The organism is Telluria sp. RT2P19 (assembly GCF_059685725.1).
Window position 1 is genome coordinate 76,071 of sequence record NZ_JCASIL010000021.1, and the last position, 24,240, is coordinate 100,310.

A 24,240-nucleotide genomic window follows, 5' to 3' on the forward strand; every position below is an offset into this window, starting at 1 on the left:
AAGCCAGCCCTTCGTTCCCGAACCGGAAAAACATGAAAATCAAAGACCTCAGCATCGGTACTCGTCTGGGCGGCGCCTTCGCCGCCGTCCTTCTACTCGTGGTCATCATGCTGGCAAGCGCGCTATGGCAGCTGGCGCGTATCGCGGAAGCAAAGAATGCCATGGCGCAGACATCGCACAAGGCGCAACTGGCCACGAACTGGGTGCACGGCATTGCAATGAACTCGCTGCGTACCGCCGCTAAATTCAACAGTGCCGATCCGGCCTACGAACAGCTGCTCGACAAGGAGATGGCCGAAAACAGCCGTGTGGTCAGCCAGTTACAAAAAGACCTCGAAGCGCTGGTCGCGAGCGACAAGGGCAAGCAACTGCTCGCGGCCGTGGCCGCGCAGCGCCAGCGCTACACCGGGATCCGCAACGAAGGCTACAAGCTCAAGGACGCGCTGGGCGCCGCGAGCCCGGAAGTGCAGGCCTATCTGCGCGACAAGGTCATGCCCGCGATGCGGGCCTATGTGCAAAGCGTCGAGGACGTGAAGGCCTTACAGGTTGCGCTGCACGACCGCGAGAACGCCCACATCGATGCGCTGACGGCATCGGCGCGCCAGATCATGGTCATCCTCGGCGTCATCGCCCTCGCCCTTGGCGCGGCGTTCGGCTGGCTGCTCACGCGCAGCATCACGCGGCCGCTGGCGGGCGCCGTTGGCCTGGCCCAGCAGGTTGCAGCGGGCGACCTGACGGCCGACATCCGCGTCGACTCGCGCGATGAGCTCGGGGCGCTGATGGCCGCGCTCAAGACCATGACCGAGAACCTGCGCAAGACCGTCACCGAGGTGCGCGCCGGGACCGAGACCATCGTCACGGCCTCGCAGCAGATCGCAGCGGGCAATCTCGACCTGTCCTCGCGCACCGAGCAGCAGGCCGGGTCGCTGGAAGAAACCGCGTCGTCGATGGAAGAACTGACGAGCACCGTGCGCCAGAACGCCGACAACGCGCGCCAGGCCAATGTGCTGGCCAGGAACGCTTCGCAGATCGCCTCGCATGGCGGCGAAGTCGTGTCGCAGGTGGTCACGACCATGGCCTCGATCAATGAATCGTCAAGGAAGATCGGCGACATCATCGCGGTCATCGACGGCATCGCTTTCCAGACCAATATCCTGGCGCTGAACGCGGCGGTGGAAGCGGCGCGCGCGGGCGAGCAGGGCCGCGGCTTCGCGGTGGTGGCCAGCGAGGTGCGCAACCTGGCGCAACGCTCGGCCGGCGCGGCGAAAGAGATCCGCGCCCTGATCGCCGACTCGGTGGCCAAGGTCGGCGCCGGCGGACGCCTGGTCGACGATGCCGGCGCGACCATGCAGGAAATCGTGCAGGGCATCACGCGCGTGACCGACATCATGTCCGAGATCGCCTCGGCCAGCGCCGAGCAGACCGTCGGCATCGAGCAGGTCAACGAAGCGATCACGCAGATGGACGGCGTGACCCAGCAGAATGCCGCGCTGGTCGAGGAAGCGGCGGCGGCGGCGACGTCGCTGCAGGAGCAGGCGGCCACGCTGGCGCAACTGGTCAGTGTGTTCAATGTGGGTGAAAGCAAGCCTAGCGGCTCGCGTAGTACCGACTTAGCTCTGCGATCTCCCGCTCGCTCAGCGCCTGCACCGCATTACGCATTTGCCGGTTGATGTCGTTGCTGCGCCGGCCATCGCGAAACGCGCTCAGCTGCTCGCGCAGGTAGCTCTCGGACAAGCCTTCCAGCACCGGCGTGGCGGGCCGTTCGGCATGCGGGCTGTGGCAGGACGAGCAGGCGCCGATGGCGCGCATCGGGTCGCCGTTGCGCACCAGGCGCGGCGTATCGCTGTCCGACGGTTCGACGGCGGCGATGCGCTCGCGCTCGAGCGAGGCGTAATAGACCGCGAGGTCGCGCATGTCCTGGTCATCCAGGCTCGCCACCAGTGGCTGCATGATGGCGCTCGGGCGATGTCCGGAAGCGAAGTCGCGTAGCTGCTTGTAGGTGCCGGACGCCGGCTGGCCGGCCAGGTGCGGCGTGCCGGCGGGGCTGGTGCCGCGCGCGCCGTGGCACATGGTGCAGCTCATGGCCAGGGTGGCCCCGTTGCCGATCGAGTTGGCCCCCTGCGATCCCATCATGCTGGCGCTGACGATCACGTCGCTCGGGTTGCGCTGGCCGGGAGCGGGCAGCGCGGCGCCCTGGAACGGCGCCGGCGCGCCGGCGGCGCTGCAGATCGCGTCCCACAAGTTCGCCAGTGTCGCCTGCGCATGCGCGCGCGGCAACCATACGAACGCCACCATCGCCCCCAGCAGCGCGACGGCGACCACGGCGCCGACGCTCCATGTGAACCAGCGATTGGCCAGCGAAAAAATCTTCTCGTCGCTCATGGCGACTCCCCCACCGGCACCGCCGGCACCGAGGTCTGCTCCAGCAGGATCAGCTGGCTGATCGGATAGCCGTAGTTCACCACCGACAGCCCGACCATCAGCGCCAGCCATAGCGCGTAGCCGTTCAGCGCGGCCGGCATGCCCGCGCCCTCGTGCACCGCCCTGGCGAAGGTGAACTCGGGCAGCGTGACGAGCGCGCTGCGATGGCCGCGCAGCAGGACCAGGATGAACATCAGCCCCGAGACCACCAGCAGCAGGCCGCCGAGGAAGGTGATGATCACCGTGAGCGCCTGGGCGCTGAGTGCCGGATGGCCGTAGTCGAAATAGGCCATGCGGCGCGGCATGCCGAGGATGCCGACCACGTGCCAGGGGAAGGTCAGCACGATCATGCCGATGAACCAGGTCCACAGCTGCGCGCGCATCAGGCGTCCCGCCACCAGCACGCGGCCGGTCAGGTGCGGCCACAGGTCATAGGCCAGGGCGAAGTACATGATCACGATGGCGCCGCCGAAGATCAGGTGGAAGTGGCCGGTGATCCACTGCGTGTTATGGACCGCGAAGTCGAGCTGGTAGCTCATGTTGATCAAGCCCCCTGCCCCGCCGAAGCCCAGCAGGATGAAGGAAAACGCCACCGCCAGCATCATCGGGTTGCGCCACGGCAGCTTGCTGAGCCAGCCGAACGGGCCACGGCCGCCGCGCAGGCGGCCCGCGATCTCGACCGAAGCGGTGATGGTGAAGATGGTCAGCAGGGTCGGCACCGACACCATCGCCGTAAACACCGCGTGCATGAACTTGACGCCGGATCCCACTTGCGGGTCCTGGAACAGGTGGTGGATCCCGATCGGCATCGAGAACACGAGGAACAGCACGAACGAGATGCGCGCCATCTTGTCGCTGTACAGGCGGGCGCCAATGGCGCGCGGCACCAGCGTATAGAAGGCGATATAGGCCGGCATCAGCCAGAAATAGACGATCGCGTGCAGGGTCCACGAAAAGAACACGCGCGCCAGGCCCGCGTCGATCGTGTGCCTGAACCCCAGCGCCACCGGCAGGATCTGGAACAGGATCTCGATCGCGGCGCCCAGCGAGGTCCAGGCCCACAGGTAGGCGCCGGCCAGGTTGGCGAACATGGGCAGCGGCACCGTGGCGCCGGGGTTGGCCCTGCGCCACACCCGCAGGTTGAACGACATCGATCCCACCCAGAGCCACGATCCCACCACCACCAGCACCACGCCGATGTAGTAGAAGGGATTGCCGATCAGCGGCGGATAGAAGGTATACAGCACCGTGGCCAGGCCCATCGACACCGGGGTCAATGCGGTCACGGTGCCCAGCACCACCAGCCAGAAACCGAGCCAGGCCCAGCGCCGTCCGACGAGCGCCTGCTTGAGCGAGAGTTCGACGATGGCGTAGCCGAAGCCCATCGCCACCAGGGTCGGGAACACATAGCCCATCGCGGTGCCGTGGGCGGTGACGGCGCGGTAGTACAACTCGGGGTTGCCGATCCAGTCGCGCAGCGGGCTGCGGATATACATCTGCCACTCGCCCAGCAGCAGGGCCACGAAGAAGGCGGCGAAGGCGACCCAGAAATGGGCCAGCACCAGGCGCCTGGAATCGACGCTATGCACAGCTGACCCTCCTGCCGCCGGCGGCCTGGCGCGCGAATGCTTCCTTGTCGATGATCTTCACCCTGGCCCACATGGCCGCATGGCCGACGCCGCAGTACTCGTGGCAGGGCATCACGTGCTCGCCGGTTTCCTCGAAACGCGCGCGAAAATTCGAGATATAGCCGGGCACCAGCATCACGTTGACGTTGCCGGCGGCGATCGAGAAGCCGTGCACCACATCGGCCGCCGTGCCGCGGATATGGACCGGGGTGCCGCTCGGCACCAGCAGGCAGGTCGGGGTGAACGAATACTGGTTGGCCAGCACCCGCAGCGTGACGCTGCCATCGGGCTCGAGCGTGGAGCCCAGGTTGGCCTCGACGAATTCGCCCGACAGGTGCAGGGTGCCGGGGTCGATGGTCTCGGTGCGCACCGGCGGCATCGCCGCCCAGTGCACGCTCATCCAGACCAGCATCCCGAGCAGGAACGCGATGATGGCGCCGACCAGCCAGGCCCAGCGCGCCTCGGCGGCATGGGCGACGGCGTCCGGATCGACCGGGTGGGGAGCATGCGCCATCTACGTTCCTCCGCGCGCCACATAGACCAGCAGGTAGAAGGCCAGCCACATGGCCAGCACGACCGCCACCGCCAGGCCGGCCACGGCGAAGGCCCCGCCCGGCCCCCTGGCGACGACCGCTTCCACGCGCCGCTGGTCGGCGCTGGCATCGTCTTCTGGCGCTTCCTCGATCATGCTTCCCCCATGTCGTGATATGAACCGCTACTCGACCGTCGCGGCGCGCAGCGCGCTCACCTCGCCCGCCGTGACCGGCGCGCCGCGGTTGCCCCAGGCGGTGCGGATATAGGTGACCACCGCCGCCACGTCGCCGTCCGACATCGCGTACGCGAATGGCGGCATCCCGTATGGCATCGGATTGCGCCTGGTGCCCGGCGGATATCCGCCGTTGAGCACCATGCGGATCGGATTGACGCTCGACGTCATCGTGATCGACTGGTTGTCCTTCAGTGGCGGATAGTGCGGCGGCATGCCGCGTCCATCGCCGCCATGGCAACTCGCGCACTGCGCGTCGTACACGCGCTTGCCCTGGGCATGCATCTGGCCGATATTGGCGCGCGCCGGTGCCTGGGACGGATCGGCGTTGACCGGCCGGTCGGCGGGCAGGCTTTTGAGGTAGACCGCCATCGCACGCACGTCGGCGTCGCTCATGTGCTGCAGGCTGTTATAGGTCACCTCGGCCATCGGGCCATACACGGTGCCGCGCTGGGACACGCCCTTTTGCAGCAGGTCGACGATGTCCTGGATCTCCCAGGTGCCCAGGCCCGCCTCCTTGTTCGAGGTGAGCGACGGTGCATACCAGTTCTGCATCGGGATCAGGCCGCCCTGGAATTCGCGCGCCTGCGAGGAACCGCCCAGCGCATTGATCGGCGTGTGGCACATCGCGCAGTGGCCCAGCCCCTGCACCAGGTAGGCGCCGCGGTTCCACTCGCTTGATTTGGTCTTGTCGTTTTCGTACTCGCCTTCCTTGAAGTACAGCGTGCGCCAACCGATCAGCAGCGAGCGGTTGTTGTAGGGGAAGCGCAGCTCGTGCCTGCGCGAGGCCTGGCGCACCGCCGGCACCGAGCGCAGGTAGGCGTAGATCGCGTCCGAGTCGGCGCGCGTGACCTTGGTGTAGCTGGCGAACGGCATCGCCGGATACAGCAGCTCGCCGTTCCTGGCGCGGCCGGTGCGCATCATCTTGAAGAAATCGTCGGCGCTCCAGCTGCCGATGCCGGTCTTGACGTCGGGCGTGATGTTCGGCGCGTACAGCGTGCCGAACGGGGTCGGCATGGCGCGGTTGCCGGCGAAGATCTTCCCGGCCGGGACCGTATGGCAGGCGATGCAGTCGCCCGCCTGCGCCAGGTATTTGCCGCGTTCGACCAGCGCCTGCTGGCGCTCCCTGGCCGGCGGTTTCTGCGCCGCGCTGGCCGCTAACGCCAGCATGAGCGCAGCGCACGTCAAGGCAGTCCGGCGCTTCATGGTCGGCCTTCGGTATGCGCCTGGCTGCCGCAGGCCAGCGGCAGCTGGGCCGCTCCCGCCTTGGCCGGCCGCGCCTTGCTCACCGGGAGCGAGGCCAGGTAGGCGGAGACGGCGGCCACTTCGGGCTCGGTCAGGCTGGACGAGATCACCTGCATGCAGTCCGGGGCCAGGGCGGTGCGCACGCCGAAGCGCCAGGCGCCCAGCTGAGCGCTGACGTAGTCGGCGCGCAGGCCGAGCAGGCCCGGGATGCCTGGCTCGCGTCCGGCCAGGTCGCCCCCGTGGCAGGTGGTACAGGCGGGAATGCGGCGTCCAGGCACGCCCGCGGTGGCGATGTGGTGCCCCTCCACCACCAGCGAGGCGGCGGGCGGCGCTCCGGCAACCGCCAGCGGCGGCGGGTTCTGGGCCGCGAACCAGTCGGCCATCTGGCGCAGGTAGGCGTCCGGCAGGTAGGCCAGCAGGTAGTTCATCGGCACATACTTGCGGCGCCCGTCACGAAAGGCCACCAGCTGGTTGTACAGGTAGCCGGACGGTTTGCCTGCAAGGCGCGGGAAATAGACGTTTTCCACCCCGCGGCCGGCCACCCCGTGGCAGCCGGTACAGGCGGCAACGCGTGCTTCCATGGTGTCGGGCACGCGTGGCGGGGCGGGCTGCCCCTGGGCCAATACCGTCAGCGGCAGCCAGGCCCAGGCAAGCAGGCATGCGAGAACGCAATTGAGCGGTTTCAACCGAACCCTCCCGGCGAACGTCTGGTATTTGTTGTTGAGGATAAAACAGTTGTCCGATCCACGCTCCGCCCAAAAGTCATAGCCTCGCGCATTGCGGGCGGTCACCAGGCGGTGGCGCGGCAAATCATGATTTTCCGCCATCATTTTGTTACAACTAGGCAACAGAAAGCGTGAAATCGCCATGATAAAGGCCCAAAGCGACAGCAACCGCAGTTATTCTTTACTCTAAGTTCTAGAATTAATATTCAGCAAAATGAATTGCCCTTCTTCTCCGACCTGGACCCTATGAAATACTACGACTTCAAAGTAGGCACCCGTCTGGCCTGCGCCTTTGCAGCAGTCATCGCTCTCATGGCAATCATGCTGTTCTGCATGTTATGGCAGCTCGACCGCATCGCCACGGCCAAGGCGGTCATGGCCGATGCCAGCCATCAGACGACATTGGCCAGGCAATGGCTCGAAGGTATCTCGACGAACAGTGTGCGCATCGTCGCCAAGCTCAGGAGCGTCGTCGCGGCCGACGACGCCTATTACGACGAGCGGATACGGGGCGCCGATCTCAAGATCGCCCAGGTGCAGAAGGAACTCGAAGCCGTGCTCGACAGCGAGCACGGCCGGCAGTTGCTGCTTGCGGCGGGCCAGCACCGCGCGGCCTGGTCGGGGCTGAGCGAGCAGGGCTTCGCGCTCAAGGCCCGATTCGGTGGCGACCATCCGGACGTCCAGCAGCATTTCAAGGACAAGGTGGCCCCCCAGATGCGGTCCTATACCCAGTCGGTCGAGGAGCTGGTCGCCTACCAGGCCAAGCTGTTCGACGAGGCCAATGCCGGTATCGATACGCTGCAGGAATCCGGCAAGTGGATCCTGGGCGCCCTGGGCCTGTTCGCCTTCGCCGGCGCGGCCCTGTTCGGATGGCTGCTCGCGCGCAGCATCACGCGCCCTCTTGCGCGCGCCGTCGACGTCGCCCAGCAGGTCGCGGCGGGCGACCTGACGGCCGACATCCGCGTCGACTCGCGCGATGAGCTCGGGGCGCTGATGGCCGCGCTCAAGACCATGACCGAGAACCTGCGCAAGACCGTCACCGAGGTGCGCGCCGGGACCGAGACCATCGTCACGGCCTCGCAGCAGATCGCAGCGGGCAATCTCGACCTGTCCTCGCGCACCGAGCAGCAGGCCGGGTCGCTGGAAGAAACCGCGTCGTCGATGGAAGAACTGACGAGCACCGTGCGCCAGAACGCCGACAACGCGCGCCAGGCCAATGTGCTGGCCAGGAACGCTTCGCAGATCGCCTCGCATGGCGGCGAAGTCGTGTCGCAGGTGGTCACGACCATGGCCTCGATCAATGAATCGTCAAGGAAGATCGGCGACATCATCGCGGTCATCGACGGCATCGCTTTCCAGACCAATATCCTGGCGCTGAACGCGGCGGTGGAAGCGGCGCGCGCGGGCGAGCAGGGCCGCGGCTTCGCGGTGGTGGCCAGCGAGGTGCGCAACCTGGCGCAACGCTCGGCCGGCGCGGCGAAAGAGATCCGCGCCCTGATCGCCGACTCGGTGGCCAAGGTCGGCGCCGGCGGACGCCTGGTCGACGATGCCGGCGCGACCATGCAGGAAATCGTGCAGGGCATCACGCGCGTGACCGACATCATGTCCGAGATCGCCTCGGCCAGCGCCGAACAGACCGTCGGCATCGAGCAGGTCAACGAAGCCATCACCCAGATGGATGGCGTGACCCAGCAGAATGCGGCGCTCGTGGAAGAAGCGGCGGCGGCGGCGACCTCACTGCAGGAGCAGGCGGCCGCGCTGGCGCGGCTGGTGAGCGTCTTCAACATTGGCAGCCGCGATGTTGTCGTGCACGCGACGGCGCACTCGCGTCCGGCCCGGGTGCAGCTGGCCGAAGCCGAGACCTTCGCCGCCTGAACCCGGGCCCGGCCTCAGGCCGCCGCTCCGGCCAGCGCGCACGCCAGCCAGCGCGCCGGCCCGCGGTGCAGGTTGGCGCGGTCGCCCGGGTCGCGCAGGAACGACGCCAGCACCTGCTCGAACAGGGCCAGGCTGTCGCGGTAGCGCTGCTGGCGCATGGCGCCCGGTTTGCGCAGGAACTTGAGGACGAAATAATCGGCCAGCAGGTCGCCCTGGGCTTCCATATTGTAGTCGGCCAGGGTCGCGTCGTCGTACAGGGTGTAGCCGTACGACAGGCCGATGCGCAAAGCCCCGCGCAGCCGCACCGGATAGCCCAGCTGGTGCTGCCAGACGTGCACCATCTCGTGCATGAACCAGTGGATCGCGGGCGGATCGCCGCGCGAATAGTCGGGCAGGAAGCAGGACGGATGAAAATACATGCTGCCGTTCGGGGTCATCGCGCAGTTACGCGGCTGGAACGGCATGTAGCGCCGGTTGTACACGCGTACCCGGCGGTAGTCGATGGCGTCGCCAAACAGCAGCGACGCCATCGCGGTCTCGCCCTCGCTCATTGAGCGAGAACGAGGACGCACGCGCAGCTTCATCATGTCATTCCTGCGATGCCCGGGTCCGATGCTCAGGCGCGCAGCGCGGCGGCGGCCCTGGCCAGCTCGGTGATGCGAGCCCAGTCGCCGGCCTGGATCGCATCCTTCGGGGTCAGCCACGAACCACCCACGCAGGCCACGTTCTTGCAGGCCAGGAAGGATGGCGCGTTATCGATCGAGACACCTCCGGTCGGGCAGAACGTCACGTCCGGCAGCGGGCCGGCAATCGCGTTGAGCATGCCTACGCCACCCGCCGGCACCGCCGGGAACAGCTTCAGTTGCCTGAAGCCGGCCTCGCGCGCCGCCATCACTTCGGACGGCGTCATCACGCCCGGCAGCAGGGCCAGGCCGCTCGACTTGGCGGCGGCGATCAGCGCTGGCGTCAGGCCCGGCGAGACGCCGAACACGGCGCCGGCGTCGCGCGCGGCGGCGAATTCCTCGCGCTGGGTCAGGGTGCCGACGCCGACGATGGCGCCTTCGACCTGGCTCATGGCGCGGATCGCGCCAAGACCGTGTTCGGTGCGCAGCGTCACTTCGAGTACGCGGATGCCGCCGGCCACCAGGGCTTTCGCCAGGGGCACGGCGTGGTCTGGGTCGTCGATGGCGATGACGGGGATGACGCTCGCCGAGCGCATGATCTCAAGTAGGGTCATTGGTTGGCTCACTTTTGGGTCCTGAAAAGATGGTCTTCGTCGGAGCCGGGCATGATTTCGCCGGCATCGATACCTTCGTGCAGCGGCACGGTGGTGGGGATCGGCGACGGCAGCGGGAACGTCGCCGCGCCATGTTCGGCTTCGCTGATCGCGGCGCGGAACACGCTGAACAGCTCGCGTCCCATGCCGATATGGCTCTTGCTCAAGTCGGCGGTGGCCATGCTGCGCGCGGCCCACACCTCGGCCGGCACCAGCGCATCGAGCGCGCCCGTGGTGGCGTCGACGCGGATGATGTCGCCGTCGCGCACCAGGCCCAGCGGGCCGCCGGCCAGGATCTCGGGGGACACATGGATCGCCGCCGGCACCTTGCCGGACGCGCCCGACATGCGGCCGTCGGTGACCATCGCGACCTTGAAGCCGGCGTCCTGCAGGTTGGCCAGCGCCGGGGTCAGCGCGTGCAGTTCCGGCATGCCGTTGGCGCGCGGACCCTGGAAGCGGATCACGGCCACGAAGTCGCGATTGAGCTTGCCGTCCTTGTAGGACGCCATGAAATCTTCTTGCGAATCGAAGGTCAGTGCCGGCGCCTCGATCACGTGGTAGTCGGCCTTGACCGCCGAGATCTTCATCACGGCGCGGCCCAGGTTGCCCTGCACCAGCACCATGCCGCCATTGCTGGTAAACGGGTTGCTGGCCGGGCGCAGCACGGCTTCGTCGCCGCTGTGCGCCGGCGCGTCCCTGAACACGACCTTGCCGTCTTCGCCCAGGAACGGCTCCTTGCAGTGGGCGCGCAGGCCGTGGCCGAGGATGGTGTTGACGTCTTCGTGCGCCAGGCCCGCGTCGAGCAGTTCGCGGATCACGAAGCCCGGGCCGCCGGCGGCCTGGAAGTGGTTCACGTCGGCTTCGCCGTTCGGGTAGATGCGCGTCAGCGACGGCACGACTTTCGACAGTTCGTCGAAGTCGTTCCAGTCGATCACGATGCCGGCCGCGCGCGCGATGGCGATCAGGTGCAGCGTGTGGTTGGTCGAGCCGCCGGTCGCGTGCAGCGCGACGATGGCGTTGACGATGCTCTTTTCGTCGACGATGCGCCCGATCGGCATATAGGTGCTGCCCTGCTGCGAAATCGCCACCGCTTGCTGCGACGCCGCGCGGGTCAGCGCGTCGCGCAGCGGCGTGCCGGGGGTGATGAAGGCGGAACCCGGCATGTGCAGGCCCATCATCTCCATCAGCATCTGGTTGCTGTTGGCGGTGCCGTAGAAGGTACAGGTGCCGGCGCCGTGGTAAGAGGCCGACTCGCCCTCGAGCAGCTCTTCGCGGGTGGCTTCGCCCTTGGCGTAGCGCTGGCGGATCGCGGCCTTTTCTTTATTGGAGATACCGGTGGTCATCGGGCCGCCCGGTACGAAGATGCCCGGGATGTGACCGAAGTGCAGCGCGCCGATGAGCAGGCCCGGCACGATCTTGTCGCAGATGCCCAGGTATAGCGCGGCGTCGAACATATTGTGCGACAGCGCCACCGCGGTCGCCATGGCGATGGTGTCGCGCGAGAACAGCGACAGTTCCATGCCCGGCTGGCCCTGGGTCACGCCATCGCACATGGCCGGCACGCCGCCGGCGAACTGGGCCACGGCGCCGATCTCGCGCACGGCGTCCTTGATGACTTTCGGGAAGGTTTCGAACGGCTGGTGCGCCGACAGCATGTCGTTGTACGACGAAACGATGGCCACCGACGGCTGCTTGTATTCGCGCAGCTTGAGCTTGTCGTTGGCGGGGAAAGCGGCGAAACCGTGGGCGAGATTGGTGCACGACAAGGCACCGCGCTGCACGCCCTGGATCCGCGCGGCTTCGAGATGGGCAAGATAGGCCGCGCGCGACGGCCTGCTGCGCTGGATGATGCGTTGGGTAACCTGTTCGACTACGGGGTGGAGCGCCATGTTCGTTCCTTCCTGAATTTAGTATCTGAAATTTTACTACAGATTGCCCTGATCCGCGTATTCCGCCAGCATTTTCTCTCTATGGAATGGGTGGCCTCGGGACGCCGGGGAGTGTGCGGTGCACAGGTGAAAGGGGGCGCGCTCGACACATTTTGTAGTGAATTTACGCGAAGTTCCCTGTATTATTCGATAATCTGCTATTGACAACATTGTGCCACGCACCCGGACCCCATGCGCCAGCCTCCTTTGACCAGTACCGCCAGCTTCCAAGCCCTCGCCCAACACGCCGATACCGCCAAGACCTGGCAGATGCGCGACCTGTTCGCCGCCGATCCGGACCGTTTCGAGCGTTACTCCGACGAGGCCGCAGGCCTGTTCCTAGACTATTCAAAAAATCGCCTCGACGGGCGCACGCTTGAACTGCTCGTCCAGGTGGCGCGCGAGCGCGGCCTCGAGGCGCGCCGCGATGCCATGTTTGCCGGCGAAAAGATCAACAACACCGAGAACCGCGCAGTGCTGCACACTGCACTGCGCGCCCCGCGCGGCGCGCAATTGACGGTGGAGGGCCAGGACGTCAACGCCGACGTGCACGCCGTGCTCGACCGTGTAAGAACCTTCACCGACGCCGTGCGCAGCGGCGAATGGCTGGGCCATACGGGCAAGCCGATCCTTGATGTCGTCAATATCGGCATCGGCGGCTCGGACCTCGGTCCCAAGATGGTCGTGCTGGCCCTGCGCCACTATGCCCACCCTCGCCTCAAGATGCACTTCGTGTCGAACGTCGACGGCCACGACATGGACGCCGCGCTGGCCCAGGTCGATCCCGAGACCACGCTGTTCATCGTCGCCTCGAAGACGTTCACCACGGCCGAGACCATGATGAACGCGCAGACCGCGCGCGCCTGGTTCCTGCAGAGCGCGCCCGAGGACGCGCTGGCCAGGCACTTCGTCGCCGTCTCGACCAACACCGAGGCCATCAAGACCTTCGGCATCGATCCGGCCAATATGTTCCCGTTCTGGGACTGGGTCGGCGGCCGTTATTCGGTATGGTCGGCGATCGGCCTGCCGGTCGCGCTGGCCGTGGGCTTCGGCTACTTCAAGGACTTCCTGGCCGGCGCCCACGAGCTCGACGAGCACTTCCGCACCGCGCCGCTGGAGCAGAACCTGCCGGCCCTGCTCGCCCTGATCGGGTTCTGGAACCGCCAGTTCCTGGACTGCGCCTCGGTCTCGATCGCGCCCTATCACCAGGACCTGAACCGCTTCCCGGCCTACCTGCAGCAGCTCGACATGGAGAGCAACGGCAAGCGCGTGACGCGCGACGGCGAAGCGGTCGACACTCCCACCTGCCCGGCGATCTGGGGCGAGTGCGGCACCAACGGCCAGCACGCCTACTTCCAGCTGCTGCACCAGGGCACCGACGTGACGCCGATGGACTTCATCGCCGCCCTGCGCCCGGCGCACGAGATGGACCACCACCACACCGCCCTGCTGGCGAACTGCTTCGCCCAGTCCGAAGCCTTCATGAAGGGCAAGACGGCCGACGAAGTACGCGCCGACCTGCAGGCCCAGGGTTTGTCGGCCGAGGAAGTGGAACGCCTCACGCCCCACAAGACCTTCCCGGGCAATCGTCCGAGCAACACCATCCTGATGGAGCGCCTGACCCCGTCGACCCTGGGCGCCCTGATCGCGCTGTACGAGCACAAGACCTTCGTGCAGGGTGTGATCTGGGATGTCAACAGCTTCGACCAGTGGGGCGTTGAGTTAGGTAAAGTGCTGGCGAAGAAGATCGAAGCGGAACTGGCGGGCGCACCCGCGCCGGGTCAACACGACAGTTCCACGAACGGCCTGATCGCCCGCGCCAAGGCCGCTTTCTGACACCTTCCACTACCTGACTCGTTTGAATAATGGCAACGGAAAAATTTGAAGTAGTACACGATGCGCCGATGCTGGTCGGCGAATCCGCGATCTGGCACGAGGTCGAATCGGCGCTGTACTGGGTCGACATCGAAGGCTTGACCGTCAACCGCCTGCACGCGGCGAGCGGCAAGTTCACCTCGTGGAAAATGGGCTCGAACCCGTCGGCGCTGGCAATCGACGACAACAACTGCCTGACCGTGGCGACCCGCGACGGCCTGCTGCGCCTGAACACGACCGACGGCTCGGAAAAGCCGATCGCGGATGCGCCCTATGACCCGTCGAAGGTGCGCTTCAACGACGGCCGGGTCGACCCGGCGGGCCGCTTCTGGATCGGCACCATGTACGAACCGCGCGACCAGCCGGCCGCCGAGATGTACGTGCTCGACAAGGACCAGCTGCGCCGCGCCTGGAGCGGCGGCATGACCAACTCGAACGGCCTGGCCTGGAGCCTGGACGGCCGCACGATGTATCACGCCGACACCACCACGCACCGCGTCGACTGCTACGACTTCGACCCGGCGACTGGTGAGCACAGCAATCGCCGGACCATCGTGACCTTCCCTAGCGATAAGTCGGCCGCAAATTACGGTGGCCGGCCGGATGGCGCGACGATCGATTCGGAAGGCATGTACTGGGTGGCGATGTTCGAGGGCGCGCGCGTCCTGCGCATCGCGCCGGATGGCGAGATCGTTCGCGAGATCAAGCTGCCGGTCAAATGCCCGACGTCGGTGGCGTTCGGCGGGCCGGACCTGCGTACGCTGTACATCACCAGCGCCAGCCATGGCCGGTCGAAAGAGGAACTGGAACAGTATCCACTCAGCGGCAAGATACTGAGCCTGAAGATGGATGTGGCGGGCCGCGAAGAGCCCGAGTACCGGATCTGACCCGTGAGCATCCTGCCCGCCCGGGCAGGATGCTCACGGCTCGGCGTCGCACAGCCGGTCGCGCCCCGCGGACTTGGCCTGGTACAGGCGGCGATCGACGCGGTCCAGGAAGACCCGGGGCAGGTCCCCGGCGCCAGGCACGATGGTGCCGATGCCCATGCTCACGGTAACCAGGCGGCCGGCGCCCGAGCTCACATGCGGGATCTCTTCTTGCCTCAGCAGTTTGCGGCAGCGCTCGGCCAGGCTGCTGGCCGCTGCATGCCCGGCGCCGGGCAGCAGCAAGACAAACTCCTCGCCTCCGAACCGCGCGCACAGGTTGCCCGGCTGCGCCGCCCCGGCGTCGAGTGCCTGCGCCACGCGCCGCAGGCACTCGTCGCCCTGCAGATGGCCGTAATGGTCGTTGTACTGCTTGAAGTAATCGATATCGATCATCACCAGCGACAGCGGCTCGCCAAGGGCCTGCGCCCTGGCCCACTCGAGCGCATACACCGCATCGAACATGCGCCGGTTGGCGACGCCGGTCAGGCTGTCGCGGTACGACAGCACTTCGAGCTCATGCTGCAGTTGCAGGATCTTGTCCTCGGCCTGCTTGCGCGCCGTGATGTCGAACATGAAGCCAAGCAGTGCATCGACGCTGCCGTCGGGTTTTCGCACCACATGCACGACATCGCGAATCCAGACATGGTCGCCATCGCGCGTCAACGCGCGATAGTCGGCCTCGTGGTCCACGCCGCGCTGCGACTGCGCAACGCAGAAATCCACCGTCTTCTGGCGGTCTTCTTCGTGAATGCGGTCGGCCCAGTCATCCACCGACAGCCAGCTCGACGGCGTCCAGCCCAGCAGTTGCTCGATCTGGGGACCGATATAGGTGAAGCGCATCGTCGCCCAGTCGATGCGCCAGGGAATGGCCCGGGTCGACTCCAGCAAGGTGCGGTAGACGCCAGGATCGTCGCAAGCGACAGGCTCGCCAGCTTCTCGCGCCAGCGACAGCGGTAGCAAGCCTGCCGGCAGGGTACTCATCCGGCTTGCTCGCCCTTTGCCATCTGCTCGAACACCCCGTCACGCCGCACCCATGCATGGAACAGCGCCGCGCCCAGGTGGACCAGGATGGTAAAGAACAGCACATAGGCCAGCACGCCGTGCAGCGGCCGCAGGAAGCCATACATCGCCGGGCTGTGCGGCAGGATCGGTGGCAGGTGGACGCCGCCGAACAACGCCACCGGATAGGCGCCGGCCGACAGCATGGCCCAGCCGATGACGGGCAGCGCGAACATCAGCGCATACAGCAGCCAGTGCGACGCGGTCGCGGCCCGGGCCTGGATGCGCGGCAGGTCGGCCGGCAGCGGCGGCGGCGGATGGCGCAGGCGGTTAGCCAGGCGCACGATCGCCAGCAGCAGGATCGCCAGCCCGAGCGGCCGGTGCAGGTCGAGCAGCGGCTCGCGGTAGCGCAGCGACACCACCATGGCGGCGCCGACGAACAGCATCGCGAGGATCGCGACGGCCATCGACCAGTGCAGCACGCGGGCCAGCAGGTTGAAGTGACGTGAACGGTTCATTGCGCGCCCCCGATCCGGGCCTGGCCCTGGCTGATTTCACGTTCGCGGCGGTTGAACGATACCGAATAGACGGCCGAGCGCGCATGCAGGACCGGATCGTCGGTGGCCGCGATCCCCGTCGGTAAAATAAGCGGATCGAAGTTCAGGTCGAAGCAGGGTCCGCCGGCTTGCGGCTCGGCGCGCACCAGCGTCAGCGTGCCGACCTTGGTCTCGGGCCGGGTCTCCGGCCAGGCCTTCGACGGATCTTCGATCGGGTCGCCGGGCGCGGCAAACTGCATCACCATGTCCCATCGCAGCGGACCCGCGGCCAGGCGGCGGTCGAGATCCTGGGCCAGGAAATCGCGGCCGGCCACCTTGAGCCGTTCGGGATCGGCAGCCACGAAGGGCGTGTGCGGCCGCATCGACCAGCGCACGGCGCGTTCCCTGCCCTGTTCATCGACCAGGCGGAACGCGTTGACGCCGTTGAAGCGCGTGTTGGCCAGGCTGTCGGGCGTCGGGGCGCTTTTCGACCATGCCATGAATGCGGCGATCTCGGGATGCTGCGCCAGGACCGCCTTCATCTTTGCCGGATCGGGCTTGCCGGTTGCCGGGTCTGGCAGGCGCGCGACGTTCATCGCCTGGAAGCCTTCCGGTGTCGACGAGGCGAAGAACGGGAAACTGTTCATCGCCATGCGCCACTCTTGCCCGTCGTCGGTTTTCAGTTGCAGGGCCATGCCGCGCACCGCCGCCTTGTTGTCCGGTGCGTGCGGATCGTTGCCGGGATTGGAGAAGCGGCCCAGCACCGGCGTCGACGCCTGCGAGAACACGCGCGCCGTCGACAGTCCGGCCGCTGCGGGCGTCGGTGCGAAGGTGCCGACGATGCAGATGCCCTTGCTGTGGGCGCGGCGGAAACCCGGCTGGGGCGAGCCGGACGATTCGGCGGTAGCGATCATCGCTTGCGGCGTAAGGCCCCTGGTGCCGAACCAGCCGCCGATCCATGCGAACAACAGGGCCAGCGCCGCCACGACCAAGGCGATCGGCAGCAAAAATAGAGGAGATCCGCGGCGCGGGTCGGGTGTGGGCATGGAAGGCTACTTTCGTTAAAGGCGGGTACTTGCGCTTTAGGCAAGGCCCGCGCATTGTCGCATGATTGACAGCAATACCATGTTTCGCGTGGGCGGATCTCAGCCGCCGGTGCGGCCATGCCGCCCGTCGGGTGCAGCCTCATGCCGGCCTTGTTGCGCACCAGGCGGCCCGGTCTCGGTCCACGGCCACGTTGGCGAGCATGACGAGGTAAGAAATACCTTCGTGGATAGTACGCCGATTGCAGCGTCCAACTGCAGTTCACCGACTCTGCGCCATACCATTGCCAGATCGTGGTCGGTCGCCCCACCGTCGAAACGCAGTTCGAAAGTGGCTGTACCGTGGCCTGTCATCGAGTTCATTCCGGCGAGGCGGGGCATGCGCGCGAGCCGCCGCTCCAGCGGATTGGTGATCATCGCCTCCACGCGCTCGGGCACCTGTTCATGCACGCGGTAGTGCACGGCCACCAGCGGGAACGGTCCCTGGCAGGCGCAGGCGAAGCCACTTGCTGACAGCATTGCCGCAGTCAATATCAACGTTCCGCTGGGTCGCACCGGATGCCTCCTGCCGAAGAAAACTGCGATTCTTGCTTCATATCATCCTCGGGTAGTCGTACCCGCCCCTCGTCGCGCCCCAATGCTTCCCCTCGAACACGATCGGCATCGACAGGTCGTTGATCGCCTCGTCCGTATCGCGCAGATAGGTCTGCAGCAGGAACGGCCCGCGGTTCCTGGCCAGCCTGATTCCCACCGGACCGTCGAAGGTCCGCTGGTTACGACAATACACCAGATCATGCTCGCGCTGCCCCATCGGTGGGCGCAAGCACCTGGTGTTATGGGTCGGCGCGGCACCGCGGTCGTCGACCGCGCGCGCTTGGCCGCGCCGGGCAGCCAGGCGGGCCTCACCGCATCGCGCAGGGCGGTGGTGAGGTCCACCAGCGCGTCGAAGGCGGTACCGCCGGTGCGAAAGCCCGCCAGCACGCCCTGCAGTTCCTCGGTCCACGCGCACCTCGTCCACGCGGCGCGAAGCATCCTGCATCGTGGCCCTGGCGCTCGACGCGTTCTGCGCCGCCTCGTCCACCTTCGCATTGATCTGCTGGTTGACGCCGTCAAGCGACTGCATCGCCGCCGCCAACTGGTCGACGGTCGCCGTCATGCGCTCGAAGTCGGCGCCGAAGGCGGCCAGGTGGCTGGCCGCGCCGCCGGCCCCGCGCGCCGATAGGTTCACGCCGTCGAGATGCCGGCGGGGGCGCCCGAGGTGCATTGCCGCCCGCACCGCGAGCCGGTGCTTGCGTCCAGGTCCGCATCGTCCCCTCCTGTGCCACCTCGTGGCCACCTCTTTACTTGCAGAAAACTAAGGCCGAATCCGGCGAGGTGTCGTTCATGACGCATGGCGAATGCGCCATGTGTCGCTTTCACGTCAGCCAATGGTCTTGCCGGCGCGAAGAAGGATTTTCCTGAAAAAAACTGGATCTCGATGCTGCAAATACGGGCGGTATTTTCAGCATTCCTGCGCGATATAACGCTTACCTGGAAACTGAAATATTTTCCTGTATTTCACGCGAGCCGAATGGCCACGAAACCCGGCCGATCAGGCTGTGTTAATATAAAAATGTTTAAAAACAGATACTTATATTAATATCGATACTGATAATTCCATATATTTTCGCCATTCCCGATAAAATGAACCGGATTCACAGGTCAGATAGCCAAAGACTGTTATGATGAATCGACCGATGTTCGCGATTTTCGCGAAAACGATAATCGAGGACAAAAATGACCCAACATCGGCTCAGCGAATTCATTCGCAGTAATATGGAATGCGTTTTGCAGACATGGGAAGACTTCGCCCGCACCATCGAGCCCCCGGCCCTGACCATGGATGACGTCGAGCTTCGCGACCATGCCCGTCAAATGCTGCTGACAATCGCGGACGATCTGGCCACGACACAGACAGACGAGGAACGCACGGCCAAGTCGCAGGGCCTGGGCCGGCGCGAACGTGCGGATACGCCCGCCGAGACGCATGCCGAGGCGCGCCTCCTGTCTGGCTATACCGTGGTGCAGCTGGTTTCCGAGTACCGCGCGCTGCGCTCGAGCGTCCTGACCTTATGGATCGTCGACGACCGAAAGGAACATGCGACCGATGTCGCCGATATCACGAGGTTCAACGAGGCGATCGACCAGGCGCTGGCGGAGTCGGTCGCGCGCTATGAGGCGATGGTGAAGCGGTCACAAAACATGTTCCTGGCCATCCTCGGGCACGACTTGCGCAATCCCCTGAGCACGGTCGTCACCGGATCGCAGTTCATCATGGCCGCGACCGATATTCCGCCCAAATACATCTTGGCAGCAACCCGCATGTACAACAGCGCCACCCGCATGAGCAAGTTGATCAGTGACCTGATCGACTTCACGCGTACGCACCTGGGGCCGGGAATCCCGATTCATGTGCGGCAAGGCGACCTGGTCAAGATTTGCGAAGAAGTCGCCAACGAGTTGCGCACGTCGCAGCCCGAAATGCAGATCGACTTCCGTGCCCCGGGCCCCATCGAGGCGATCTTCGATGGCGCGCGGATCGCGCAAATGCTGTCCAACCTGGCCGGGAACGCGATCCAGTATGGCGATGCCGAGATGCCCATTACCATTGAATTGAAGCGCAGCGACGACGATGTCGTCATCACGGTGAACAATCACGGCGCCCCGATCGAGGCCGACAAACTGGCACGCGTGTTCGATCCCATGGTGCGCATCGCCGCCAACGCGGAAGCCGGCGCCGATGCCGGCGCCGGTGAGCGTACCAGTCTTGGCATCGGCCTGTTCATCTCCCGCGAGATCGTCCAGGCGCACGCCGGCCGCATCGACGTCACGTCCAATGCGCGCGAAGGGACCACGTTTACGGTCACCATTCCCCGCCTTCCCCCGGGATTTTCCTCGGCCACGACCGGTCGTGACAGGGCTGGCGAAAGATCCGTGTGCTAGGGGCCGCTGCGGCAAGGGGCGACCGGCCAGGCGCGCTGCCGCGCAAGGTACTCGTGGTCGACGATGAGCCCGACCTCGTCGACCTGGCGCAGGCCCTGCTGAGCCATCACGGGCTGGAGGTCTGCATCGCCTATGGAGGAGCCGAAGCGCTGGAAATGCTTGCAGCGGACCCGTACATCGATGCCCTGTTCTCCGATGTGATGATGCCCGGGATGAACGGACTGGAGCTGGCAGACGCGATCCGCTCGCATTACCCGCACATCAGGATCCTGCTTACCTCCGGCTACACGGCTCCCGAACTGCTGGGCTTGCACAGCGAGCGATATGCTTATATTCCCAAACCGTACCGCATCGACGATGTGATCGAGCGCCTGCGCCACTAGATCCGGCTACCCTTCAGCCGGCGCGCCATTGCCGCGGTCCGGGTGCCTTGCGACCTTCCAGCGGCGGCTATGGCATGATGAACCGGCGCGCTCGCGTAGTATATTTTCTTGATCGGTAAAATAATATGTAGTAAATTTACAAAATCCGATTACTGCTCACTTTATCACCATGGCTCTTTCCGATTTCGACCTCGTCTTCTTTGGCGGCAGCGGCGACCTTGCGATGCGCAAGCTGCTGCCCGCGATGTACTCGCGCGACGTCTGCAACGACCTGCCCGACAGCAGCCGCATCATCTGCGTCGGCCGCGACGACGCCACGCAGGAAGAATTCCTGCGCATGATCGAGACGAACTCGAAGCCGCACATCAAGGACGGCCCCGATGAAGTGAGCTGGGCGCGCTTCCTGAAGCGCATCACCTACGTGGCGCTGAACGCCACCGACGTCTCGACCTACAAGGCGCTGGTCGAGGCCCTGCGCGACGATGCGGCGCTGACCCGCGTCTATTACCTCGCCACGCCGCCGCAACTGTTCGCCAAGATCTGCGACAACCTGGCGGCGACGGGTCTCGCCACGCCGAACTCGCGCGTGGTGCTCGAAAAACCCCTGGGCCGCGACCTGGCCTCGGCCAAGCAGATCAACCTCGACGTCGGCAAGGTCTTCGCCGAATCGCAGATCTACCGCATCGACCACTACCTGGGCAAGGAAACCGTGCAGAACCTGCTGGCGCTGCGCTTCGGGAACATCCTGTTCGAGCCGCTGTGGCGCCGCGAATGGATTTCGGACGTGCAGATCACGATCGCCGAAAAGATCGGCGTCGGCAACCGCCTGGGTTACTACGACAATTCCGGCGCGCTGCGCGACATGCTGCAAAACCACCTGCTGCAACTGCTGTGCATCGTGGCGATGGAACCCCCCACCTCGATCGCGCCGGACGCCGTGCGCGACGCCAAGCTGCAGGTGCTCAGGTCCTTGAAACGGTTCACCCCGACCACCCTGTCGCAGAACATCATCCGCGGCCAGTACCGCGCCGGCTATATCGACGGCCAGCAAGTGCCGGGCTACCGCGAGGAACCCGAGGCGCCCAAGAGCTCGCGCACCGAGACCTTCGTGGCGATGAAAGCCGAGATCGACACCTGGCGCTGGGCCGGCGTGCCGTTCTACCTGCGCACCGGCAAGCGCATGGCCGACCGCCTGGCCGAGATCGTGGTGCGCTTCAAGCCGATCCCGCATTCGATCTTCAACCAGCCGACGTCGAGCTTCCAGCCCAACAGCCTGGTGATCCGCCTGCAGCCCGACGAAGGCCTGTCGATGAACCTGATGGCCAAGACACCGGGCGACTCGATGCGCCTGAAGCAGGCCGAGCTCGAACTCGATTTCCGCGAGCAGTTCAAGGCGCCGCGCATGGAAGCTTATGAACGCCTGCTGCTCGACGTGCTGCGCGGCCAGCTGACGCTGTTCATGCGGGGCGACGAACTGGAAGCGGCATGGGAATGGGTCGAGCCGATCCTGGAGCACTGGGAGCAGGATGACAGCTCGCCGGCGCCGTACACCTCGGGCACCTGGGGGCCGGCCTCGGCCAGCGCCCTCATCGGCCGCGACGGCCTGCAATGGCGCGAAGAAGCGCTGCCCGAAGACTAACCGGCGCTTGAGACATACCATGCTGCTCGACTCGATCCGCACCCAGCTCGACACGCTCTCCAAATCGGAGCGCAAGGTCGCGCTCGCGGTGCTGGCCGCGCCTTCCGCGACCGTGAGCCAGAACATCACCGCCCTGGCGCGCAACGCGCAAGTATCGGAACCGACCGTGGTACGCTTTTGCCGCACGCTCGGCTACGACGGCTGGCACGAGTTCAAGCTCAAGCTGGCGCAGGGCCTGGCGCTGGCCCTGCCTGGCGCCAGCGAGGCGCCGCACCAGGATGACCTGGCCTCCGACCTGATCAACAAGATCTGCAGCCGCTCGATCAATACCCTGCTCGACCTGCGCAACAATCTCAAGCCCGAGCTGGTGCAGCAGGCGCTCGAGATCCTGGCGCGCGCCAACAAGATCGAATTCTATGGCCAGGGCACGTCCGGTTTCGTCGCGTCCGACGCCCAGCACAAGTTCTTCCGCTCGGGTGTGCCGACCGTGGCCTATACCGACCCGTCGATCCACTCGATCGCGGCGGCCCTGCTGCGTGAAGGCGACGCGCTGGTGGCGATCTCGCAGCGCGGCAACAACCCGGCGCTGACGCGCTCGGCCAAGCTGGCCAAGGCCGGCGGCGCCGACGTGATCGTGCTGGCGCCGTCGGGCACGCCGCTGGCCGAGATGGCGACGCTGCTGATCCCGATCGACCTGGTGTTCGCGACCGATCCCTATACCCCGATCTCGGCGCGCCTGGCCTACCTGGTCGTGATCGACGTGCTGGCGGTGGGCCTGGCCCTGCGCCGCGGACCGGAGTTTCGCAAGAAGATGCAGAACGCCCAGAAGGCGCTGCAAGAATTCGACATGCAGTTCGATTCGTTCATCGGCTGATCCTGCGTAGACGGCAAAAACCGTATTTGGTCTAGAATGCCTGCTTCCTGACGCTTGCCGTTACCCATGCACATCATTCTTCCAATGGCTGATCGGTCCTGACTACGCCAATGCCGACGTTCTACAAGCTACTCCTGTCGGCCCTTGTCGCGGCCGGCGCCCTGACGATGTGCATGGCCAAGTCCGAGCTGCGGCTGCCCGGTCCGCTCGTGATGCGCAGCGTGAGCGGCGTCGAAGGCGTCGAATTGCGCCACATCGGCTTCGACCAGCCCGGCGCGGGCCCCTTCCAGCCGCTGTTCGGCCTCGACGACGCCTTGTGGGCCGGCTATCCGTTCGTGCTCCATCATGACAAGGTCTATCGCCGCGCCGGCCCGGGCAGCGTCGTCGTGCGTCCCCGCGGGGACGTCCGCGCGCGCTACGTGGTCGAGGAACACGCGGACCGGTCCGAAGACAGTCCCGATCGCATCACCAGCCTGTCCATCCGCGACCGCGACAGCGACGAACTGCTCGGCCGGCAGTACCTGCGTGCCGCGCAGGACGAAGCCGGCCGCGGCCGGGTTGGCGACGATGCGATGGCGTTCGTGCGCAGGGTGCTGGGCACGGCGGCCCCGGCCGGCGGCCGGCTCGACCGGCCGTGGTATGGGGCGGCGCCTGTCACGCATGCGCGGCTTCGCGCCGGCCGCGCCGATCCTCCCGTCCACGGAGGCGATGGCTGCCCGCCTAACTACCGGATCGGGACGGACGCCGCGCCCCACCAGTTCGATGCCGGCGCGTGGTCGTTCCGGCCACGGAACGACGTCGACAGCTTTGCCTGCACCGGCAACTTCATCGTGGTGGCGTCGGGCGACGGCGCGCGCCTGCTGCTCGACCTGCTGGACCCGACCGGCAAACACCTGTTCCAGACCGAGGTCGCGATGCCGCTCGACGCCCGCGCCGACGCGACGCTGCAGCGCCTGCGGGTAAACGGCGAGCGCCTGCAGGTCGACGTGCATTATCGTCCTGGCAAGCTACCCGATGGCAAGCCGACGCCGCGCCAGCTGTTCAGGCTGGTGATTTCGATGACGCCGCCGGACGCCGGCCCGCCTCCGGCAGCGGTGGCTGTAAAATAGCGGTTTTCGA

At 66.0% G+C, this 24,240-nt stretch carries 23 protein-coding genes; 9 read left to right on the plus strand and 14 right to left on the minus strand.

Translation table 11 applies throughout. The annotated features are described in order from the left end of the window. The first annotated feature begins 32 nt into the window (after positions 1-32). Complete coding sequence (locus tag AC56KW_RS21805; RefSeq protein WP_497172748.1) at positions 33-1,670, plus strand: methyl-accepting chemotaxis protein; 1,638 nt, start codon at positions 33-35, stop codon at positions 1,668-1,670. Here the strand turns inward: AC56KW_RS21805 and AC56KW_RS21810 are convergent. Genes AC56KW_RS21810 through AC56KW_RS21835 form a run of 6 tightly spaced genes read right to left on the minus strand, consistent with a single transcriptional unit; the run spans position 1,588 to position 6,641 of the window. Continuing rightward, positions 1,588-2,382: a c-type cytochrome gene (locus AC56KW_RS21810; protein WP_497172749.1), complete on the minus strand. Its 795-nt coding sequence runs from the start codon at positions 2,380-2,382 to the stop codon at positions 1,588-1,590. The genes AC56KW_RS21805 and AC56KW_RS21810 overlap by 83 nt on opposite strands. Next, a complete protein-coding gene (locus AC56KW_RS21815) occupies positions 2,379-3,983 on the minus strand; it encodes a cbb3-type cytochrome c oxidase subunit I (protein WP_497172779.1) in 1,605 nt (534 codons plus the stop codon). Before AC56KW_RS21815 ends, AC56KW_RS21810 begins: the two co-directional genes overlap by 4 nt. Before the next feature lie 19 nt (positions 3,984-4,002). Beyond that, complete coding sequence (locus tag AC56KW_RS21820; protein WP_497172750.1) at positions 4,003-4,563, minus strand: cupredoxin domain-containing protein; 561 nt, start codon at positions 4,561-4,563, stop codon at positions 4,003-4,005. Beyond that, the gene (locus AC56KW_RS21825; protein ID WP_497172751.1) at positions 4,564-4,737 is read right to left on the minus strand and encodes a hypothetical protein; all 174 of its coding nucleotides are present in this window, start codon (positions 4,735-4,737) and stop codon (positions 4,564-4,566) included. It lies immediately after the preceding gene. Between the two features lie 27 nt (positions 4,738-4,764). Beyond that, positions 4,765-6,021 (minus strand): c-type cytochrome, encoded by a 1,257-nt coding sequence (locus AC56KW_RS21830; RefSeq protein ID WP_497172752.1) that lies wholly within the window; start codon positions 6,019-6,021, stop codon positions 4,765-4,767. Continuing rightward, positions 6,018-6,641 carry a c-type cytochrome gene (locus tag AC56KW_RS21835; protein ID WP_497172780.1) on the minus strand — a complete coding sequence of 208 codons (624 nt, stop codon included), beginning with the start codon at positions 6,639-6,641 and terminating at the stop codon, positions 6,018-6,020. Before AC56KW_RS21835 ends, AC56KW_RS21830 begins: the two co-directional genes overlap by 4 nt. A 456-nt stretch (positions 6,642-7,097) precedes the next feature. On the opposite strand from AC56KW_RS21835, the gene AC56KW_RS21840 reads away from it, so the two are divergent. Further along, on the plus strand, positions 7,098-8,660 hold the full coding sequence (locus tag AC56KW_RS21840) for a methyl-accepting chemotaxis protein (protein ID WP_497172753.1): 1,563 nt from the start codon (positions 7,098-7,100) through the stop codon (positions 8,658-8,660). Positions 8,661-8,674: 14 nt separating this feature from the next. Here AC56KW_RS21840 and AC56KW_RS21845 read toward each other — a convergent pair whose 3' ends face one another. The 3 genes from AC56KW_RS21845 to edd are packed head-to-tail and all read right to left on the minus strand — an operon-like array spanning position 8,675 to position 11,825. Beyond that, positions 8,675-9,247, minus strand: a complete 573-nt coding sequence (locus AC56KW_RS21845) for a Rhs element Vgr protein (protein WP_497172754.1) — start codon at positions 9,245-9,247, stop codon at positions 8,675-8,677. A 29-nt stretch (positions 9,248-9,276) separates the two neighbouring features. Then, a complete protein-coding gene (gene eda, locus AC56KW_RS21850) occupies positions 9,277-9,897 on the minus strand; it encodes a bifunctional 4-hydroxy-2-oxoglutarate aldolase/2-dehydro-3-deoxy-phosphogluconate aldolase (RefSeq protein WP_497172755.1) in 621 nt (206 codons plus the stop codon). Between the two features lie 8 nt (positions 9,898-9,905). After that, a complete protein-coding gene (gene edd, locus AC56KW_RS21855; protein WP_497172756.1) occupies positions 9,906-11,825 on the minus strand; it encodes a phosphogluconate dehydratase in 1,920 nt (639 codons plus the stop codon). A gap of 231 nt (positions 11,826-12,056) precedes the next feature. Between edd and pgi the strand changes: the two genes are divergently transcribed. Both pgi and AC56KW_RS21865 read left to right on the plus strand, forming a co-directional pair. Further along, positions 12,057-13,700, plus strand: a complete 1,644-nt coding sequence (gene pgi / locus AC56KW_RS21860; RefSeq protein WP_497172757.1) for a glucose-6-phosphate isomerase — start codon at positions 12,057-12,059, stop codon at positions 13,698-13,700. Between the two features lie 29 nt (positions 13,701-13,729). Then, positions 13,730-14,626: an SMP-30/gluconolactonase/LRE family protein gene (locus tag AC56KW_RS21865; protein ID WP_497172758.1), complete on the plus strand. Its 897-nt coding sequence runs from the start codon at positions 13,730-13,732 to the stop codon at positions 14,624-14,626. A 33-nt stretch (positions 14,627-14,659) separates the two neighbouring features. On the opposite strand, the gene AC56KW_RS21870 is transcribed toward AC56KW_RS21865, so the two are convergent. The 5 genes from AC56KW_RS21870 to AC56KW_RS21890 all read right to left on the minus strand — a co-directional run bounded on the left by AC56KW_RS21870 (position 14,660) and on the right by AC56KW_RS21890 (position 18,507). Further along, the gene (locus AC56KW_RS21870) at positions 14,660-15,646 is read right to left on the minus strand and encodes a diguanylate cyclase domain-containing protein (RefSeq protein ID WP_497172759.1); all 987 of its coding nucleotides are present in this window, start codon (positions 15,644-15,646) and stop codon (positions 14,660-14,662) included. Next, positions 15,643-16,182 carry a cytochrome b gene (locus tag AC56KW_RS21875; protein WP_497172760.1) on the minus strand — a complete coding sequence of 180 codons (540 nt, stop codon included), beginning with the start codon at positions 16,180-16,182 and terminating at the stop codon, positions 15,643-15,645. Before AC56KW_RS21875 ends, AC56KW_RS21870 begins: the two co-directional genes overlap by 4 nt. Beyond that, positions 16,179-17,246, minus strand: coding sequence for a catalase family peroxidase (locus tag AC56KW_RS21880; RefSeq protein ID WP_497172761.1), 1,068 nt, complete (start codon positions 17,244-17,246; stop codon positions 16,179-16,181). Before AC56KW_RS21880 ends, AC56KW_RS21875 begins: the two co-directional genes overlap by 4 nt. 99 nt (positions 17,247-17,345) lie before the next feature. Then, entirely contained in the window at positions 17,346-17,762 is a 417-nt protein-coding gene (locus AC56KW_RS21885) for a hypothetical protein (protein ID WP_497172762.1), read from the minus strand. 73 nt (positions 17,763-17,835) lie between these two features. Then, positions 17,836-18,507 (minus strand): hypothetical protein, encoded by a 672-nt coding sequence (locus tag AC56KW_RS21890; RefSeq protein WP_497172763.1) that lies wholly within the window; start codon positions 18,505-18,507, stop codon positions 17,836-17,838. 512 nt (positions 18,508-19,019) lie between these two features. Here AC56KW_RS21890 and AC56KW_RS21895 point away from each other — a divergent pair. From AC56KW_RS21895 to AC56KW_RS21915, 5 genes are all read left to right on the plus strand, one after another. Beyond that, positions 19,020-20,225, plus strand: coding sequence for a sensor histidine kinase (locus AC56KW_RS21895; protein WP_497172764.1), 1,206 nt, complete (start codon positions 19,020-19,022; stop codon positions 20,223-20,225). A gap of 53 nt (positions 20,226-20,278) precedes the next feature. After that, positions 20,279-20,608 (plus strand): response regulator, encoded by a 330-nt coding sequence (locus AC56KW_RS21900; protein ID WP_497172765.1) that lies wholly within the window; start codon positions 20,279-20,281, stop codon positions 20,606-20,608. A gap of 169 nt (positions 20,609-20,777) precedes the next feature. Further along, on the plus strand, positions 20,778-22,247 hold the full coding sequence (zwf, locus tag AC56KW_RS21905) for a glucose-6-phosphate dehydrogenase (protein WP_497172766.1): 1,470 nt from the start codon (positions 20,778-20,780) through the stop codon (positions 22,245-22,247). 19 nt (positions 22,248-22,266) lie between these two features. Then, positions 22,267-23,121 carry an SIS domain-containing protein gene (locus AC56KW_RS21910; RefSeq protein WP_497172767.1) on the plus strand — a complete coding sequence of 285 codons (855 nt, stop codon included), beginning with the start codon at positions 22,267-22,269 and terminating at the stop codon, positions 23,119-23,121. 110 nt (positions 23,122-23,231) lie between these two features. Next, entirely contained in the window at positions 23,232-24,230 is a 999-nt protein-coding gene (locus AC56KW_RS21915; RefSeq protein ID WP_497172768.1) for a hypothetical protein, read from the plus strand. Positions 24,231-24,240 lie beyond the last annotated feature (10 nt).

Bases quoted from the DNA above. Each gene is read 5' to 3' on its own strand.
- AC56KW_RS21805 (WP_497172748.1), top strand. From the start codon at position 33: ATGAAAATCAAAGACCTCAGCATCGGTACTCGTCTGGGCGGCGCCTTC.
- AC56KW_RS21810 (WP_497172749.1), bottom strand. From the start codon at position 2,382: ATGAGCGACGAGAAGATTTTTTCGCTGGCCAATCGCTGGTTCACATGG.
- AC56KW_RS21820 (WP_497172750.1), bottom strand. From the start codon at position 4,563: ATGGCGCATGCTCCCCACCCGGTCGATCCGGACGCCGTCGCCCATGCC.
- AC56KW_RS21825 (WP_497172751.1), bottom strand. From the start codon at position 4,737: ATGATCGAGGAAGCGCCAGAAGACGATGCCAGCGCCGACCAGCGGCGC.
- AC56KW_RS21830 (WP_497172752.1), bottom strand. From the start codon at position 6,021: ATGAAGCGCCGGACTGCCTTGACGTGCGCTGCGCTCATGCTGGCGTTA.
- AC56KW_RS21835 (WP_497172780.1), bottom strand. From the start codon at position 6,641: ATGGAAGCACGCGTTGCCGCCTGTACCGGCTGCCACGGGGTGGCCGGC.
- AC56KW_RS21840 (WP_497172753.1), top strand. From the start codon at position 7,098: ATGGCAATCATGCTGTTCTGCATGTTATGGCAGCTCGACCGCATCGCC.
- AC56KW_RS21845 (WP_497172754.1), bottom strand. From the start codon at position 9,247: ATGATGAAGCTGCGCGTGCGTCCTCGTTCTCGCTCAATGAGCGAGGGC.
- eda (WP_497172755.1), bottom strand. From the start codon at position 9,897: ATGACCCTACTTGAGATCATGCGCTCGGCGAGCGTCATCCCCGTCATC.
- edd (WP_497172756.1), bottom strand. From the start codon at position 11,825: ATGGCGCTCCACCCCGTAGTCGAACAGGTTACCCAACGCATCATCCAG.
- pgi (WP_497172757.1), top strand. From the start codon at position 12,057: ATGCGCCAGCCTCCTTTGACCAGTACCGCCAGCTTCCAAGCCCTCGCC.
- AC56KW_RS21865 (WP_497172758.1), top strand. From the start codon at position 13,730: ATGGCAACGGAAAAATTTGAAGTAGTACACGATGCGCCGATGCTGGTC.
- AC56KW_RS21870 (WP_497172759.1), bottom strand. From the start codon at position 15,646: ATGAGTACCCTGCCGGCAGGCTTGCTACCGCTGTCGCTGGCGCGAGAA.
- AC56KW_RS21875 (WP_497172760.1), bottom strand. From the start codon at position 16,182: ATGAACCGTTCACGTCACTTCAACCTGCTGGCCCGCGTGCTGCACTGG.
- AC56KW_RS21880 (WP_497172761.1), bottom strand. From the start codon at position 17,246: ATGCCCACACCCGACCCGCGCCGCGGATCTCCTCTATTTTTGCTGCCG.
- AC56KW_RS21885 (WP_497172762.1), bottom strand. From the start codon at position 17,762: ATGCTGTCAGCAAGTGGCTTCGCCTGCGCCTGCCAGGGACCGTTCCCG.
- AC56KW_RS21890 (WP_497172763.1), bottom strand. From the start codon at position 18,507: ATGCACCTCGGGCGCCCCCGCCGGCATCTCGACGGCGTGAACCTATCG.
- AC56KW_RS21895 (WP_497172764.1), top strand. From the start codon at position 19,020: ATGACCCAACATCGGCTCAGCGAATTCATTCGCAGTAATATGGAATGC.
- zwf (WP_497172766.1), top strand. From the start codon at position 20,778: ATGGCTCTTTCCGATTTCGACCTCGTCTTCTTTGGCGGCAGCGGCGAC.
- AC56KW_RS21910 (WP_497172767.1), top strand. From the start codon at position 22,267: ATGCTGCTCGACTCGATCCGCACCCAGCTCGACACGCTCTCCAAATCG.
- AC56KW_RS21915 (WP_497172768.1), top strand. From the start codon at position 23,232: ATGCCGACGTTCTACAAGCTACTCCTGTCGGCCCTTGTCGCGGCCGGC.